The organism is uncultured Porphyromonas sp., from assembly GCF_938046015.1.
Taxonomy (GTDB): Bacteria; Bacteroidota; Bacteroidia; order Bacteroidales; family Porphyromonadaceae; genus Porphyromonas.
The window spans coordinates 43,207-57,786 of sequence record NZ_CALIXW010000047.1 but is presented as its reverse complement, the minus strand read 5'-3'; the positions used below and the strand labels follow the sequence as shown (position 1 = coordinate 57,786).

Sequence of the window (14,580 nt, the reverse complement as noted above, 5' to 3'; positions counted from 1 at the left end):
AATATGCTCTACGTTGTTTTCTCGTTTGTTTTTATCAAGTATGTCAATGATCGCTTTTGGCTATCTAAGGAGGATCACTCCTCTTGTCTTAGACTCATCTCGCTCTTGAGGCTTTTCTTTCCGTCCCAGCTCGGCGCGCTTGCCGTAGCTCCGTGGGCCTTTCCTCGTTTGCGGTTGCAAAGGTAAGACGAAAAAGTAATACCAACCAAATCTCGAGGAGAAAAAGGTGCTCGAAGTAGGCTCTAAGTGCTATTCATTACCCCTTAAAACAGTAGATTACAGAGGCCAAAAGTTTTTTCTCATTCGGGTGAAAATAGGGGCAGGAAGGGGCGCTGGAGAAGCTCGAGGCGGGGCGATGGGGTGCGGAAAAGAGGATCTCGGGGCGGTCTTGAGGGCTGGTCGGGGTGGCTGGACAGGGATCGGGAGGCGGCGAAGAACTTGCCCGAGGATGACGAGCGGCAAGGCCGAGCACCGCGCGGCACCGCTTGGCCCGCGCTGACCGATAGCAGTCACGCAGCTCACTGACGCCAGTCACCGCGCCCACCGACGCCAGTCAGCGCGGCGAGGGATAGCAGTCCGAGCGCAGACAGGCTTCCCTTAGATTAAGCAAAGGTTAGGTGAAGCGCAGCCGCGGGCTACCTTCGACGAGCCCCCTCCCCTAGCCTAGCCGAGCGGGGAGACTTAGCCGAGTCGGGGCACGGCCTTGCTTAGGTGGGAAGGCTAATTAAGTTGGACGGGGCGCGGACGAGCTTCAGCGAGCGCCCCACCTTAGACTGCACGAGGGCGCAGACAAGCGTGGAGACCTAAAAGCCCAGCGAGGCGAGCTACAAGCACTAGGCTTGCGGCTCGCCCCGCTGGGCATTTAGACTTAGGGCGCCTTAGCCCCTAATAAAGAGACAAGGGAGGATCAGCGACGGAGGGTATAGTTGACCCCAAGGCTGAGGTAGGTCGGGAAGAGCGCGTAGGGCATGACCGCGAAGCTGCGCTCGAAGGTACGCGTCATGCCGAGCTTGAGCCGTCCGTAGAGTCCCCAGTTCTCATCGAGGCGACAGTCCGCTCCAAGGAGCAGCCCGAGGTTGAAGCCAAAATGTGCGCCGTAGCCGAGGCGTGGGCTGGGAGCGGTCGTATCTTCGCCAGCGAAGGCTACCAGCGGACTAGCTGCAAGGGCTAGCAGTAGAAGGGTCTTCTTCATCATCCTAAGGTGGGGGCTAGTTGCTTGACTTGACACGATCCTTGATGCGCACGTCCTGCAGACGCAGCTCACTGCCGAGGGCGCCGATGAACTCAGCTCCGCGATAGCTGGAGGCAAAGACGAGGGCGAGGCGATAGCGGCGTGCCGCGAAGTCTATGCGGGCACAGCGCGCCGCATCCACAGGCGCTACACGCAGCTCGAGCTCGCGCCACTGACCCTCGGGGGTCGCCTCGAGCTCGGCATAGCCCTTGGCGACGATGCGCGGATCGGACTGCAGCGTCAGGCCGTTGAGGTAGCTGGCGTCGTCGGTGATCTCGTAGAGGACGATGGAGACGGAGCCCTTGTCGGTGGCGGGGAGCTCGACACGGCGATTCTGCCCCTGGATGACGGTCTCGCCAGACTTATACTGATAGCGGAACTCCAGCCACTCGGGGACCCCGCTCGTATAGGGCTGGCCGAAGAGGCTGGACTCGAGGCTGCTGGAGATGAGCTTGCGCTTGTCCACGGCGCCCGTGTAGAGCGAGCCCGCGACGACATTCGACCCGATGCCGAAGAAATAGGCGCCCTTGACGGTGCGGATGGAGGCCCCCTGGGCGCGCCCGTCGATGAGGAGCGGCGTCACGGGGAAGTCACTCTTACCCTGCGCGAGGAAGGTGTAGCCTTGGTTGCTCGCTGAGGCCCAGTAGGTGGCGGTCGGTGTGTCGCCCTTGCCGATGGTGGGCAGGGAGTAGCCGTCAGGGGTCTCGAGCCACTGGGTGAAGTCGTAGTGCTGTGTGGTGGTGAGTACGCCCTCGGTCGCGGCCTTGCGCGCTAGGGCGATCTCCTTCTCCTCGAGCGGATCAGCGCCGCAGGCAGAGAGGAGGCTAGCCATAGCCAAGGTGAGGGCTAGGGGCAGGAGGATGTGCTTGGTCATCAGTAAAGCTATGAAAGGGGGAGGCTAAGTGCCGGGGCTATGCTCGCGCAGAGCTGGGACTGTCCGCCTTAGCGGTGGCGGGACTTAGCTAGGGACTAATAAGCGACTAGCCATAGGGTCGCTAGGCGATCCTATGGCTAGTATGCTGGACGAGCTTCGTCAGACACCCACTGCGGGGCGAAGACTACTTCTCGATGGCTACGCGACGCTCCTTGATACGAGCCTTCTTACCCGTGAGGGCACGGAGGTAGTAGAGCTTAGCGCGACGCACCTTACCGAGCTTCTCGACGGTGATCTTGTCGATGAAGGGGCTCTCGAGCGTGAAGATACGCTCTACGCCGACACCTTCGCTGATCTTACGTACGGTGAAGCGCTTCTTATCCCCGTGTCCGCTGATACGGATGACGACACCGCGGTAGCGCTGGATACGCTCCTTACCACCTTCACTGATGCGGTAGTCTACGGTGATCGTGTCCCCGCTACGGAAGCTGGGGTGGCTCTTGCCGGTGCTGAATGCGTCGTTGACGATCTTGATGAAATCCATCTTGTCTTTGGCTTATTTGATTAGTACTATTCTAAACGCAATATAACAGGCCACTCAGAGCTTTCCTGACAGAGATTGCGCAAAGCGCCACAAAGGTACAAAGAAAAAGCCAAGTGACCGCGGCTGCAGTCACTTGGCTCGTCTAGAAATGGGGAATGGCGCAGTGCGCTACTGGGCGGGCTGCCCTGCGGGAGCCTGCTGAGCGGGCCCTGCTGCAGGGGCCGTGCCGCCACCGAGGTTGGGCAGAGCCGTGGGCGCTGGAGCCTTGGCTGCGTTCTGCTCGAGGGTCTGCTGCGTCTTGCTCTCGGCGGTAGCACCGCTACCGAGGAAGTGCGTGGAGGCGACGCAGAGGACGGTGATGGCGCCGAAGAGCCACCAGGTAGCCTTCTCCAGTACGTCCGTGGTCTTGCGCACGCCCATGATATTATTGGATGAGGCGAAGGGCGAAGCGAGGCCGCCACCCTTGGACTTCTGCACGATGACGAGCAGCACCAGGGCCAGGGATGCGATGAGGATGAGGACAGTGATTAGGGTGAACATGTCGTCTTAGTCTTCTTATTATTGCTTGCTTTTGTTATTCGCTATCAGGCGCTCTAGGAAGCGTATCTGGTCTGCAAAGAAACGATTTTTCTCTGGATAATTCAAACTGAGGGCGCGGATAATGCGCAGCGCCTTGTCGTAGTGCTGCTGCTGGATGTAGATCTTGGAGAGGGTCTCGGAGAGCAGCGACTCCTCCAGCTCGGCCTCTAGGGAGGGGCGGGTGGACGGCTCGGTCGAAGTAGAGGAGCTAGGCTGCGGCGAGGAAGCGCGGGCGGAAGGCGCGGCAGGCTCAGCCCCCAAGGGAGTAGCCGCGGAAGCGATCGGTGCGGTAGCCGCGGAAGCGGTCGAGGCTGCCTCTAAGGAAGAGGTGCGAAGGGCATCCTCAAGCGGGCTGGAGGTAGCAGAGGCGGCGGACTCAGCGGGCGCACGCTCGGGGAGCAGCGCGCTGAGGGCAGCCGTCTCGCTCAGCTCCTCCTCGCCTGCGAAGTACTCCTCACGCAGGGCGGCCGTCTCCAGCTGCAGACCCGTGGGGAGGTCTTCGCCCGAGGTCAGTGCGGCGTCGAGGAAGTGATCGATCAGATCGAAGCTATCGGTCGCGGGCTCCTCAGGCTCGGGCAGCTCGACGCTGAGCCTATCGCCCTCGACGAGGCGGAATAGGCGCTCCCTGTCGGGCAGCAGTACCGCCAAGCGCCTCAGCTCGCTGGCGTAGCGCACGTCCTCCGCCACGGAGAGATTGTATAGGTAGAGGAAGGTGAAGGTGCTGCAGTAGGGATAGGCCTCCGAGAGCTGACGTATGGGCTCGAGGGTCGCGGCGCTAAGCTGCCGCGGATCACGGAGGTAGCTATAGAGCTCGTCGCGGGTCATGCTACCAGTTCTCTACCGTGGCGTTGTAGATCTGCTTGATCAGATCGTCCATGATCTCGCGCAGGAGGTCGTCCTGCACGGCGACGAAGGGCTGCGTACGAGGGAAGTCGCGATAGGCCTTGAAGCTGCGGTCGAAGCTCTCCTTATCGTTGGCGCGATTGATGTACTTGACCTGCACCGTGACGGTGAAGATGGTGCGCTCGGCGAAGTTGTCCTGGCTGATGGCCATAGGCGTTAGGTCGTAGCCCGTGACCGTGCAGTGCAGCTCGAGGTCACCCGCCTGAGGTACCAGCGAGAGGCGGGTGCGGGTGACGTACTGGTCCTTGAGGCGCTCGGTGAAGGTCGGGGCCAGCGTCGGGTAGATGATGGGCGCCTTGTTGAGCACCTCGCCTATGGTGATGGTGCGGATCTGGGTGTAGTCGATGGCCCCGCCGTTGAAGCTGTAGCTGATGCTGCAGCCGACGAGCGCCGTCAGGAGCCCCACGAGGAGCACGAGCCCGAGTAGCCAGCCCTTGAGCTGCTTAATGCTGTTCATCCAGTGCGTATTGCTTGATTTTACGATAGAGCGTGCGCTCAGAGATCTTGAGCTCCTTGGCGGCCTGGCGTCGGCGTCCCTTGTGGCGATGCAGGGCGTCGGCGATCATGCGGCGCTCGTTCTCCTCGAGGGATAGGGGCTCCTCGACGATGTACTCCTGCACGTGCTCCTCTGCGGGGAAGTCGTGGTGGGGCAGCGCTACCAGCGGCTCCTCGCGGCCGAAGCTCCCCGTGGGGTGCGTGAGGAGCGATACCGCACCCTCGCTCGTGGGCGGACGGAGGCCCGCCGCCGTGTAGCCCCCACGTAGGTCGGCGTAGTCGGCACCCCCAGCGGGATGATGCCCTACAGGGATGTCGCCCTGCATGATGCCCGAGACGAGCTTGCGCAGCTCGGCCATATCCTGACGCATATCGAAGAGCACCTGGTAGAGGATCTCACGTTCGTTGGCGAAGCTCTGCTGCTCGCGGCTCTCCATGGGGCGCAACGCGGGATGATAGTCCTCGCTCACGGCGCGGGGCAGGTAGCCACGCACGACCTCGGCCGTCAGCAGACGCTCCTCCTCCAGCACGCTCATGCGGTCGGTGAGGTTGCGCAGCTCACGGATGTTGCCCGGCCAGCGGTAGCCCTGGAGCAGCTCGGCGGCCTCGGGGGTGAGCTTGAGCGGCGGCATGTGGTACTGGTCGGCGCTCTTGGAGGCGAAGAAGCGGAAGAGCAGGGGGATGTCCTCGGGACGCGCGCGCAGGGGCGGTATCTCTATGGGGACGGTATTGAGGCGGAAGAGCAGGTCCTCGCGGAAGCGTCCACGTGCCACGGCCTCCTGTAGATTGACGTTGGTGGCGGCGACGATGCGTACGTCCGTCTTCTGTGCCTGGCTGGCACCGACGGGGATGAACTCGCCCGTCTCCAGCACGCGCAGCAGGCGCGCCTGCGTCGAGAGGGGCAGCTCGCCCACCTCGTCGAGGAAGATCGTCCCGCCGCCGGCCTCCTGGAAGTAGCCCTTACGGTCGTTGATGGCGCCCGTGAAGGAGCCCTTGAGGTGGCCGAAGAGCTCGGAGTCGATCGTCCCCTCAGGGATAGCCCCGCAGTTGACCGGCACGTAGGGGCCGTGCTTGCGTGCGCTCGACTGATGGATGATCCGGGGGAAGTTCTCCTTCCCTACGCCGCTCTCCCCGATGACGAGGACGGACATATCGGTAGCGGCTACCTGCACTGCCGTGCGTAGCGCGTGCTCCAGGAGCGGGCTATTGCCTATGATGCCGAAGCGGTGCTTGATCTGCTGAATATCTATACTCATCTGGCTGTAGGGCTTATCCTTTGGAACTACAAAGATACGCAAGACTAGCCGAAGCGGCTAGCTCGGCCGTCGGGTCGGACAGAATAGCGACGTCCCCACACCGTGCACGAGGGGCAGGGTGTGGGGACGTATATATATGTAGGACGGCTGAGGACAGCCACCCTAAGGAGGGCGGAGGACTAAGCCTCAGCTGCTGCCTCCTCGGCTGCGGGAGCCTCAGCAGCAGGAGCCTCTTCCTTCTTCTCCACCGCGAGGGGTGCATCGGAGAGGACTTCGACGGGGATCTCTACAGCCACTTCCTTGTGCAGGCGCACGGTAGCGACGTAGTTACCGACCTCCTTGATGGTCTTGATGAAGATGTGCTTACGCTCGGTCTCCAGACCCTTAGCCAGCAACGCTTCGGCGATCTCGGCAGCCGTGACGGAGCCGTAGAGGGCGCCCGTAGCGACGTTGGTGTGGGCCGTGATCGAGAGGCGTACGCCCTGGTACTTGGTAGCGCGCTCTTCAGCTTCCTTCTTGATGGCAGCGATCTTGTGGGCACGCTGGCGGAGGTTCTCAGCTAGGATCTTCTTAGCCGACTCCGTAGCGATGATCGCCTTACCTGTGGGGATTAGAAAGTTGCGACCGTAGCCGTTCTTCACTGTGACGATATCGTCCTTGTAGCCGAGACCGACTACGTCTTCTTTCAAAATAACTTCCATTGTATTCTGTCTCCTCTGGGTTTATTCTTTACTTAGGGATGATGACGAGTTGCCGCTGGGACTACTTCGTCATGTTGTCCGTCACGTAGGGCAGCAGAGCCAGGTGACGAGCGCGCTTGACAGCCTGAGCTACGCGACGCTGGAACTTGAGGCTCGTACCCGTGATACGACGGGGAAGGATCTTACCCTGCTCGTTGAGGAAGCGCTTGAGGAATTCGGGATCCTTATAGTCGATATACTTGATACCGCTCTTCTTGAAGCGGCAGTACTTCTTCTTCTTGCTATCGAGGTTCAGTGGGGTCAGATAGCGTACTTCTGATGGTGCAGCCATTTCTTGGTCTCCTTTTCTTTAGGGGTTATGCCTTGCGGCTTCTTCTCTTCTCTGCGTATGCAGCGGCGAACTTATCCTGGCGGAAGGTCAGGAAGCGGAGGACGTTCTCGTCACGACGGAACTGCGTCTCGAGCGTAGCGATCACGGTAGGCTGTGCCTTGAACTCGACGAACTGGTAGAAGCCCGTGGTCTTCTTGTTGATGCTGTAGGCAAGCTTCTTGATGCCCCAGTTCTCTTCGTTGACGATCTCTGCGCCTTCGGCCTTGAGAATGTCGACGAACTTAGCGACCGCTTCCTTTACCTGAGCTTCAGATAAATCGGGAGTAAGAATGAAAACGGTTTCGTAGTTATTCATTGCTCTGTCTGTTATAGAGTTAAAAATATCGGCTACAAAGATAATACTTATCTGCGTACTAGCCAAGAAGGCTGCTGCGACCTCCGCCAGAGGAAGGTGCGACCTAAGGAGGAGGCCTGCTGACGGATACCCATGAGCCTCGTGACTGCCGTCAGTGGGTGCCGTGAGGGACGTCCGTCAGCGTGCCCACTGATATTCCTCACGGCGCCCACAGATAGGCCGAAGCGCACGAGAGGGCGGAACAAGGCTACCTAGACGCTCGAGACGAGCAAGCCAAAAGCCCTAGGGGAGGGCGTCCCTGCTGCAGGTGCAGGTGACGCCCTCCCCTAGGGCTTATCCTTATATATAGAGAGGTAGGGAGTGCTCCATACAGACGGAGACCAAGGCGCAGCGCTGGGGTGCGCCCTTCCCTAGCGCCCGCGGCGGCTCAGCAGGCTATTGAGGACGACGCTGAGGCTGCTGAGCATCATCAGCCCACCCGCCAGCATGGGATCGAGCTGCCGCCCAACGAGCAGATACAGGCCCCCTGCAGCCAGCGGCACGGCTAGGAGGTTATAGACCGAAGCCCAGAAGAGGTTGGTATGGATGGTGCGTAGCGTGCGCTGGGCGATGCGGAAGAGCAGCGGCAGCTTCGCCAGATCACTCCCGCGCAGCGTCACCTGCGCCGTCTCCAGCGCCAGATCACTCCCCTGCCCCATCGCCAGACTCAGGTCAGCGCGCGCCAGGGCCGCGGCATCGTTGACCCCATCGCCGAGCATCGCCACCCGATGCCCTGCGGCCTGGAGGCGTGCGACATAGTCCGCCTTACCCTCGGGGAGGACGGAGGCCACGACCTCGTCGATCCCGAGCTGGGCGGCGACGCTGCGGGCAACGGCTTCATTGTCCCCCGTGAGGAGGACGAGGCGCTTGCCCTGCTGGCGTAGTTCGGCCAGCGCGGAGGCCGCCGAGGGGCGCAGCATGTCAGAGAGCTGCAGGAGTGCCAGCAGCTCACCCTCCCGAGCGAAGAAGCTCGTCGTCAGCCCTTCGGCGGCTGCAGCCTCCAGCAGGGGCTGCAGCTCGGGGGCAAGCGTAATGCCCTGCTCCTCTATGTAGCGGCGGCTCCCGACGAAGTAGCGCGTCCCGGCGACCGTGCCCTCTAGGCCGCGCCCAGCGCGCTCGCTGACTGCCGTCAGCTGCAGTGGACGCAGCACGAGCCGCGGTAGACTGGGCGCTAGGCCTCGGACGACGGCCGCCCCCAGCGGGTGGGAGGTGCGTGCCTCGAGGGCGGAGAGAATGAGGCGCAGCTGAGGGCTACCCTGCCCCTCGCCGTCGAGCCAATGGATCTGCCTGAGCTCGGGGCGTCCCTCGGTGAGCGTGCCCGTCTTGTCCAGCACGAGGGTATCGATCCCGAGCGCGGCCTCGAGGGTCTCGGCATCGCGGATCAGCAGGCCCTCCTCAGCTGCACGGCCGATACCGACCATGATAGCCGTAGGCGTAGCCAGACCTAGGGCGCAGGGGCAGGCGATGATGAGGACGGTGAGCGCCGCCGTGAGGCCGCGCCCCCAGCCCTCCACGCCGCCGAGGAGGCCCCAGCCAAGGAGCGTCACCAGCGCCAGCAGCACGATGACGGGGACGAAGATGCGAGCCACCCGATCGACCGTGCGCTGGATCGGGGCACGAGAGGCGCCAGCCTCCTGGACGAGGCGTACGATGCGCGCCACGACCGTCTGCCCGCCCACGGCCTCGGCGCGGTAGTCGATGGTGCCCGAGCCGTTGAGCGTGCCCGCCCAGACCTGGGCGCCAGGGGCCTTGGTCACGGGCAGCGATTCGCCCGTGATCAGCTGCTCCTCGGCGTAGGACTCACCCGAGAGGACGCGGCCATCGACGGCGAAGAGGGTGTGCGGTGCCGCACGCAGTACCATGCCAGGATGCACTTCCCCGAGCGGTAGTCGGCGGGTACTGCCGTCGGGCTGCACTTCGTCCACCTCCTTGACCCCGCTGCGGATGAGGGCCCTTAGGGCGCGCTGTGTACGCTGCTGGGCGCGGGCCTCGAGGTACTTGCCCAGCAGCACAAAGGCGATGGTCATCGAGGCGGCCTCGAAGTAAAGGTGCTGTAGCGCCTCCTCCTTCCCCCCGAGGAGGGCGAGGGCGAGCTGCACCAGGCTGTAGCTATAGGCTACCCCCGTGCTGAGGGCGACCAGCAGGTCCATCCCCGCAGCGCGGGCACGTAGCTGCCGCCAGGCACGGAGGTAGAAGTCCCACCCCGCATAGCCCAGCACCACGCCCGTAGCCAGCGCGCTCACGAGGGCCTCCACGCGTCCCATAGGGTGGCCGTGGTGGAGCATCATCAGTGTCATCACCAGCAGCGAGAGGAGGACGGCGAGCGCCGTCCGACGCCTGAGGCTACGCTGCTCGTGCTCGGCGAGCTCCTCCAGCTGCTCCTCCTCGCTCGGGTCGATACGCAGCTCGTAGCCGACGGCGGCTACAGCCGCCTGCAGCTGCTCGGGCGTGCAGAGCGTCTCGTCGTACTGAATGAGGGCGGAGGCGGTAGGGAGGCTAACGGCGGCACTGGCGACGCCTGGGAGCGCCTCCAGCGCCTTGGTGGCATGGGCGGCGCAGCTGGCGCAGCTCATCCCGAGGAGTGGATAGCTTTGCTTCGTCATAGGAGTATAGGGGATTTGAATGTTTGACTTACCTGTGTCGACAAAGGTAAGGAGACGAGCTAAGCTGTGCCTTACGATATTCGGGAGAATACTTACACCTCATCCAGCGGCCTACGCGGGGAGGCACGCAGCTCACGGAAGGCGCGGGGCGACATCCCCGTGATGCGCTTGAACTGGCTACTGAGGTAGGCCGCACTGGAGTAGCCCATGCGGTAGGCGATCTCGCTGATGGAGAGTTCGTCGTAGACGATCAGCTCCTTGACCCGCTCGATACGCTGGAGGATGTAGTAGTGCTCGATGGTGATGCCTTCGACCTCGGAGAAGAGCTTGGACAGGGCACTGTAGTCCGAGGCGAGGCGCTCGCTGAGGTAGCTGGAGAGGCGTAGGGCAGGTAGCCCCTCGGGGCGCTGCACCAGCTCGATGATGGCGGCCTTGATCCGCTCCACGAGGCGACTACGGCGGTCGCTGAGCAGCTCGAAGCCCAGCGCCCCGAGGGCCTCCCCGAGCTTCTCAAGCTGCTCGGGGCTGAGCTCCTCGACGGGCTCGGCCTGCCCCAGACTTAGGCTACGCAGGGCTATACCCTGCTGGCGGAAGACCTCCTCCACGGCCCAGAGGCAGCGGCGACAGACCATATTCTTAATCGTAATCATAGGTTTATCTAGCTTAGGAGCCCCACGCGGGCTCTCCTCAAAGGTAGGCATTCCTCGCCCCACAGCCCCAGCACAGAGGCCGTGCGGCTGAGCTTCGCCCCGCCGCTACACCATAGTATATAGGCGCGCGTACGAGGGGAGGCTAGGGTGCGCACCAAGGCGCCCCGCTCCTATGTAACGGCAATGACGTATCTTTGTCCCAAAGGAATAGCACCCCCAAGCGTAATGATCATCAAGAGCGCCACCTTCGTCATCAGCAACAGCCAGGTACGTAAGTGCCCCGACAGTCGCCTGCCCGAATATGCCTTCATCGGGCGGTCCAACGTCGGGAAGTCCTCCCTCATCAACATGCTCACGGGGAAGAAAGGCCTCGCCATGACCTCGCAGAAGCCAGGGAAGACCCAGCTCATCAACCACTTCCTCATCAACGAGGCTTGGCTTCTGGTGGACCTCCCCGGCTACGGCTACGCACGCCTCAGCAAGGACGGCCGCGAGGGGCTGAAGCGTATGATCGAGGACTACGTGCTGGAGCGCGAGCAGCTCGTCTCGCTCTTCGTCCTCCTGGACTGCCGCCACGAGCCGCAGAAGATCGACCTCGAGTTCGTCTCCTGGCTCGGCGAGCACGGCGTACCCTTCGCCCTGGTCTTCACCAAGGCTGACAAGCTGAGCAAGGGTAGGCTGGCAGCCAATGTGGAAGCCTACAAGGCAAAGCTCCTAGAGCAGTGGGAGGAGCTGCCTCCCATCTTCGTCACCTCCAGCGAGGAGCGCCTCGGACGCGAGGAGCTGCTGGACTACATCGATAGCATCAACCATACATTACAATAATAGCACACACTACTATGGCAACTAAAGGAACGATCCTCGTCACGGGCGGGACGGGCTACATCGGCTCACACACCAGCGTGGAGCTCATCCAGGCAGGCTACGAAGTCGTCAGCATAGATAACCTCTCCAACTCCAGTGCCGACGTCCTCGACGGTATCGAAGCCATTACGGGCGTACGCCCCACCTTCTACGAGGCTGACTGCAACGATGCTGAGGCGATGGAGCGCATCTTCTCTGCGCACCCCAGCATCCAGGGCGTCATCCACTTCGCCGCTAGCAAGGCCGTAGGTGAGTCCGTACAGAAGCCGCTACTCTACTATCGCAATAACCTCCTCTCGCTGATCGTCCTGCTGGAGACCATGCAGCGCCACGGCACGCGCGGCATCGTCTTCTCCAGCTCCTGCACCGTCTACGGACAGCCCTCCCCTGAGCACCTGCCCGTCACCGAGGACGCCCCCATCCAGGAGGCCCTCTCGCCCTATGGCAACACCAAGCAGATCAACGAGGAGATCCTGCGCGACGTCGTCTACGCTGGCGCCCCCTACAAGGTCATACGCCTGCGCTACTTCAACCCCATCGGTGCCCATCCCAGCGCGCTGATCGGTGAGCTCCCCAACGGCGTCCCCCAGAACCTCATCCCCTACCTCACCCAGACGGCAGCAGGCATCCGCCAGGAGCTGAGCGTCTTCGGCGACGACTACAGCACGCCCGACGGCAGCTGCATCCGTGACTACATCAACGTAGTAGACCTGGCGAAGGCCCACGTCTGCGCCGTAGAGCGCATCCTCGACGACAGCAAGGGCAGCGAGCGCCTGGAGACCTTCAACATCGGCACGGGTCGCGGCGTCAGCGTCCTGGAGCTGATCCGCACCTTCGAGGCCGTGACGGGCGTCAAGGTACCACACAAGATCGTAGGCCGCCGCGAGGGCGACATCGAGCAGGTGTGGGCCGACCCCAAGCACGCCAATACCGTCCTCGGCTGGGAGGCCAAGGAGACCCTAGGCGACACGCTGCGCTCGGCATGGGCCTGGCAGCTGCGCCTGGCAGAGAAGAAGTAATAGCCTAACGAACGCATGGACACACGTGGGGATAGGGATGACCTGTCCTCACGTGTGCCGTGTATAGATATACGATAGATGGACAATAAGAAGAACTATAAGCGTACCCTCATCACCGCGGCCCTGCCCTATGCCAACGGCCCCGTACACATCGGGCACCTCGCAGGGGTCTACATCCCTGCCGACATCTACGCCCGCTACCTCCGGCTCAAGGGCGAGGAGGTGCTCTTCGTCTCCGGCAGCGACGAGCACGGCGTGCCCGTGACCATCAAGGCCAAGAAGGAGGGCGTCAGTCCGCAGGACGTCGTCGACCGCTACGACGGCATCATCCGCGACTCCTTCGCCCGCTTCGGGATGACCTTCGACATCTACGGCCGCACCACCAGTGCCACGCACCGCGAGCATGCCTCGGCCTTCTTCCGCAAGCTCTACGACAAGGGCGAGTTCATCGAGGAGGAGAGCGAGCAGTACTACGACCCCGAGGCACAGCAGTTCCTCGCTGACCGCTACATCACCGGGACTTGCCCCCGCTGCCAGAACGAGCACGCCTACGGCGACCAGTGCGAGCGCTGCGGCTCCACACTAAGCCCCACCGACCTCATCCAGCCCCGCAGTGCCATCTCTGGCGCCACGCCCGAGCTACGCAAGACCCGCCACTGGTACCTGCCGCTCGACCGACATGAGGCCTTCCTCAAGGAGTGGATCCTCGAGGGGCACAAGGAGTGGAAGAGCAACGTCTATGGCCAGTGCAAGAGCTGGCTGGACGGCGGCCTGCAGCCCCGCGCCGTGAGCCGCGACCTCGACTGGGGGATCCCCGTGCCCGTAGAGGGAGCTGAGGGTAAGGTGCTCTACGTGTGGTTCGACGCGCCCATCGGCTATATCTCCAATACCAAGGAACTGCTGCCCGAGAGCTGGGAGCAGTGGTGGAAGGATGAGGACACGCGCCTGCTGCACTTCATCGGCAAGGACAACATCGTCTTCCACTGCATCGTCTTCCCCGCCATGCTCCGCGCTGAGGGCAGCTACATCCTGCCCGAGAACGTGCCTGCCAACGAGTTCCTCAACCTCGAGGGGGACAAGATCTCCACCAGTCGCAACTGGGCCGTCTGGCTCAACGAGTACCTCGATGAGCTGCCCGGTAAGGAGGACGTCCTGCGCTACGTGCTGACGGCCAACGCCCCCGAGACGAAGGACAACGACTTCACCTGGCGCGACTATCAGGCACGCAACAACAACGAGCTCGTAGCCGTCTTCGGCAACTTCGTCAACCGTGCCCTCGTGCTGACAGACAAGTACTTCGACGGTAAGGTCCCTGCCCGCGGGGCACTCACCGACTTCGACCGCGAGACGCTCCGAGGCCTCTCCGAGGTCCGCGAGGCCATAGAGCGCGAGCTGGACAGCTTCCACTTCCGCGAGGCCCTCAAGGAGGCTATGAACCTCGCCCGCCTAGGGAACAAGTACCTGGCGGACACCGAGCCCTGGAAGCTCGCCAAGACCGACATGGAGCGCGTAGCGACCATCCTCAACATCTCGCTGCAGATCACGGCGAACCTTGTCACGGCCTTCGCCCCCTTCCTCCCTCACAGCAGCGCCAAGCTCCGCGAGATGCTCCAGATCGAGCAGCCCGAGTGGGCCGAGCTCGGCAGTAGCGAGCTCCTCCCCGTCGGCCACCAGCTGGGACAGGCTAGCCTCCTATTCGAGAAGATCGAGGACGCCGTCATCGAGGCGCAGATCGCCAAGCTGCAGGCCGCCAAGGAGGCCAACGCCGCAGCCGAGGCCGCAGCTACGCCCGCCCCTGCGGTAGCCGAGGACATCAGCTTCGACGACTTCACCAAGCTCGACCTCCGCGTAGGTACCGTGCTGGAGTGCACCAAGGTGCCGAAGGCAGACAAGCTCCTACAGTTCCGCATCGACGACGGCCTCGGTGGTCGCACCATCGTCTCGGGCATCGCTCAGTACTACGCTCCCGAGGAGCTAGTAGGCCGTCAGGTGTGCTTCATCGCCAATCTCCCCCCACGCAAGCTCCGCGGCATCGAGTCCCAGGGCATGATCCTCTCCACCGAGGACTACACGACAGGGCAGCTGCGCCTCGTCACGCCCGCCGAGCTCGTCGCCCCTGGTAGCCCCATCAAGTAA

15 protein-coding genes are annotated in these 14,580 nt (G+C 62.7%); 3 read left to right on the top strand and 12 right to left on the bottom strand.

Annotation, left to right across the window (positions count from 1 at the left end; all coding sequences use genetic code 11):
- Window positions 1-907 precede the first annotated feature (907 nt).
- From Q0248_RS07345 to Q0248_RS07290, 12 genes are all read right to left on the bottom strand, one after another.
- Entirely contained in the window at window positions 908-1,192 is a 285-nt protein-coding gene (locus Q0248_RS07345; protein ID WP_299321093.1) for a hypothetical protein, read from the bottom strand.
- Window positions 1,193-1,208: 16 nt separating this feature from the next.
- The gene (locus tag Q0248_RS07340) at window positions 1,209-2,105 is read right to left on the bottom strand and encodes a PCMD domain-containing protein (RefSeq protein ID WP_299321092.1); all 897 of its coding nucleotides are present in this window, start codon (window positions 2,103-2,105) and stop codon (window positions 1,209-1,211) included.
- A 184-nt stretch (window positions 2,106-2,289) separates the two neighbouring features.
- A complete protein-coding gene (rplS, locus tag Q0248_RS07335) occupies window positions 2,290-2,649 on the bottom strand; it encodes a 50S ribosomal protein L19 (RefSeq protein WP_211788401.1) in 360 nt (119 codons plus the stop codon).
- Between the two features lie 168 nt (window positions 2,650-2,817).
- On the bottom strand, window positions 2,818-3,189 hold the full coding sequence (gene secG / locus Q0248_RS07330) for a preprotein translocase subunit SecG (protein ID WP_299321091.1): 372 nt from the start codon (window positions 3,187-3,189) through the stop codon (window positions 2,818-2,820).
- Window positions 3,190-3,207: 18 nt separating this feature from the next.
- The gene (locus Q0248_RS07325) at window positions 3,208-4,053 is read right to left on the bottom strand and encodes a hypothetical protein (protein WP_299321090.1); all 846 of its coding nucleotides are present in this window, start codon (window positions 4,051-4,053) and stop codon (window positions 3,208-3,210) included.
- Between the two features lies 1 nt (window position 4,054).
- Window positions 4,055-4,588 (bottom strand): LPS assembly lipoprotein LptE, encoded by a 534-nt coding sequence (gene lptE / locus Q0248_RS07320; protein ID WP_299321089.1) that lies wholly within the window; start codon window positions 4,586-4,588, stop codon window positions 4,055-4,057.
- Complete coding sequence (locus tag Q0248_RS07315; protein ID WP_299321088.1) at window positions 4,575-5,882, bottom strand: sigma-54 dependent transcriptional regulator; 1,308 nt, start codon at window positions 5,880-5,882, stop codon at window positions 4,575-4,577. The genes lptE and Q0248_RS07315 overlap by 14 nt, the downstream gene beginning before the upstream one ends.
- Before the next feature lie 179 nt (window positions 5,883-6,061).
- Window positions 6,062-6,583, bottom strand: a complete 522-nt coding sequence (gene rplI / locus Q0248_RS07310) for a 50S ribosomal protein L9 (RefSeq protein WP_299321087.1) — start codon at window positions 6,581-6,583, stop codon at window positions 6,062-6,064.
- A 61-nt stretch (window positions 6,584-6,644) separates the two neighbouring features.
- Window positions 6,645-6,914, bottom strand: coding sequence for a 30S ribosomal protein S18 (rpsR, locus tag Q0248_RS07305; protein ID WP_299321086.1), 270 nt, complete (start codon window positions 6,912-6,914; stop codon window positions 6,645-6,647).
- Window positions 6,915-6,939: 25 nt separating this feature from the next.
- Window positions 6,940-7,269 carry a 30S ribosomal protein S6 gene (rpsF, locus tag Q0248_RS07300; RefSeq protein WP_211788408.1) on the bottom strand — a complete coding sequence of 110 codons (330 nt, stop codon included), beginning with the start codon at window positions 7,267-7,269 and terminating at the stop codon, window positions 6,940-6,942.
- Window positions 7,270-7,679: 410 nt separating this feature from the next.
- A complete protein-coding gene (locus Q0248_RS07295) occupies window positions 7,680-9,911 on the bottom strand; it encodes a heavy metal translocating P-type ATPase (protein WP_299321085.1) in 2,232 nt (743 codons plus the stop codon).
- 92 nt (window positions 9,912-10,003) lie between these two features.
- On the bottom strand, window positions 10,004-10,561 hold the full coding sequence (locus tag Q0248_RS07290; protein WP_299321084.1) for an AraC family transcriptional regulator: 558 nt from the start codon (window positions 10,559-10,561) through the stop codon (window positions 10,004-10,006).
- Window positions 10,562-10,786: 225 nt separating this feature from the next.
- Between Q0248_RS07290 and yihA the strand changes: the two genes are divergently transcribed.
- The 3 genes from yihA to metG all read left to right on the top strand — a co-directional run bounded on the left by yihA (window position 10,787) and on the right by metG (window position 14,580).
- On the top strand, window positions 10,787-11,386 hold the full coding sequence (yihA, locus tag Q0248_RS07285; protein WP_299321083.1) for a ribosome biogenesis GTP-binding protein YihA/YsxC: 600 nt from the start codon (window positions 10,787-10,789) through the stop codon (window positions 11,384-11,386).
- Window positions 11,387-11,400: 14 nt separating this feature from the next.
- Window positions 11,401-12,444, top strand: a complete 1,044-nt coding sequence (gene galE / locus Q0248_RS07280) for a UDP-glucose 4-epimerase GalE (RefSeq protein WP_299321082.1) — start codon at window positions 11,401-11,403, stop codon at window positions 12,442-12,444.
- A gap of 78 nt (window positions 12,445-12,522) precedes the next feature.
- Window positions 12,523-14,580, top strand: a complete 2,058-nt coding sequence (gene metG / locus Q0248_RS07275) for a methionine--tRNA ligase (protein ID WP_299321081.1) — start codon at window positions 12,523-12,525, stop codon at window positions 14,578-14,580.

Bases quoted from the DNA above. Each gene is read 5' to 3' on its own strand.
- Q0248_RS07345 (WP_299321093.1), bottom strand. From the start codon at position 1,192: ATGAAGAAGACCCTTCTACTGCTAGCCCTTGCAGCTAGTCCGCTGGTA.
- rplI (WP_299321087.1), bottom strand. From the start codon at position 6,583: ATGGAAGTTATTTTGAAAGAAGACGTAGTCGGTCTCGGCTACAAGGAC.
- secG (WP_299321091.1), bottom strand. From the start codon at position 3,189: ATGTTCACCCTAATCACTGTCCTCATCCTCATCGCATCCCTGGCCCTG.
- rpsF (WP_211788408.1), bottom strand. From the start codon at position 7,269: ATGAATAACTACGAAACCGTTTTCATTCTTACTCCCGATTTATCTGAA.
- lptE (WP_299321089.1), bottom strand. From the start codon at position 4,588: ATGAACAGCATTAAGCAGCTCAAGGGCTGGCTACTCGGGCTCGTGCTC.
- Q0248_RS07340 (WP_299321092.1), bottom strand. From the start codon at position 2,105: ATGACCAAGCACATCCTCCTGCCCCTAGCCCTCACCTTGGCTATGGCT.
- Q0248_RS07315 (WP_299321088.1), bottom strand. From the start codon at position 5,882: ATGAGTATAGATATTCAGCAGATCAAGCACCGCTTCGGCATCATAGGC.
- Q0248_RS07290 (WP_299321084.1), bottom strand. From the start codon at position 10,561: ATGATTACGATTAAGAATATGGTCTGTCGCCGCTGCCTCTGGGCCGTG.
- galE (WP_299321082.1), top strand. From the start codon at position 11,401: ATGGCAACTAAAGGAACGATCCTCGTCACGGGCGGGACGGGCTACATC.
- rpsR (WP_299321086.1), bottom strand. From the start codon at position 6,914: ATGGCTGCACCATCAGAAGTACGCTATCTGACCCCACTGAACCTCGAT.
- yihA (WP_299321083.1), top strand. From the start codon at position 10,787: ATGATCATCAAGAGCGCCACCTTCGTCATCAGCAACAGCCAGGTACGT.
- rplS (WP_211788401.1), bottom strand. From the start codon at position 2,649: ATGGATTTCATCAAGATCGTCAACGACGCATTCAGCACCGGCAAGAGC.
- Q0248_RS07295 (WP_299321085.1), bottom strand. From the start codon at position 9,911: ATGACGAAGCAAAGCTATCCACTCCTCGGGATGAGCTGCGCCAGCTGC.
- metG (WP_299321081.1), top strand. From the start codon at position 12,523: ATGGACAATAAGAAGAACTATAAGCGTACCCTCATCACCGCGGCCCTG.
- Q0248_RS07325 (WP_299321090.1), bottom strand. From the start codon at position 4,053: ATGACCCGCGACGAGCTCTATAGCTACCTCCGTGATCCGCGGCAGCTT.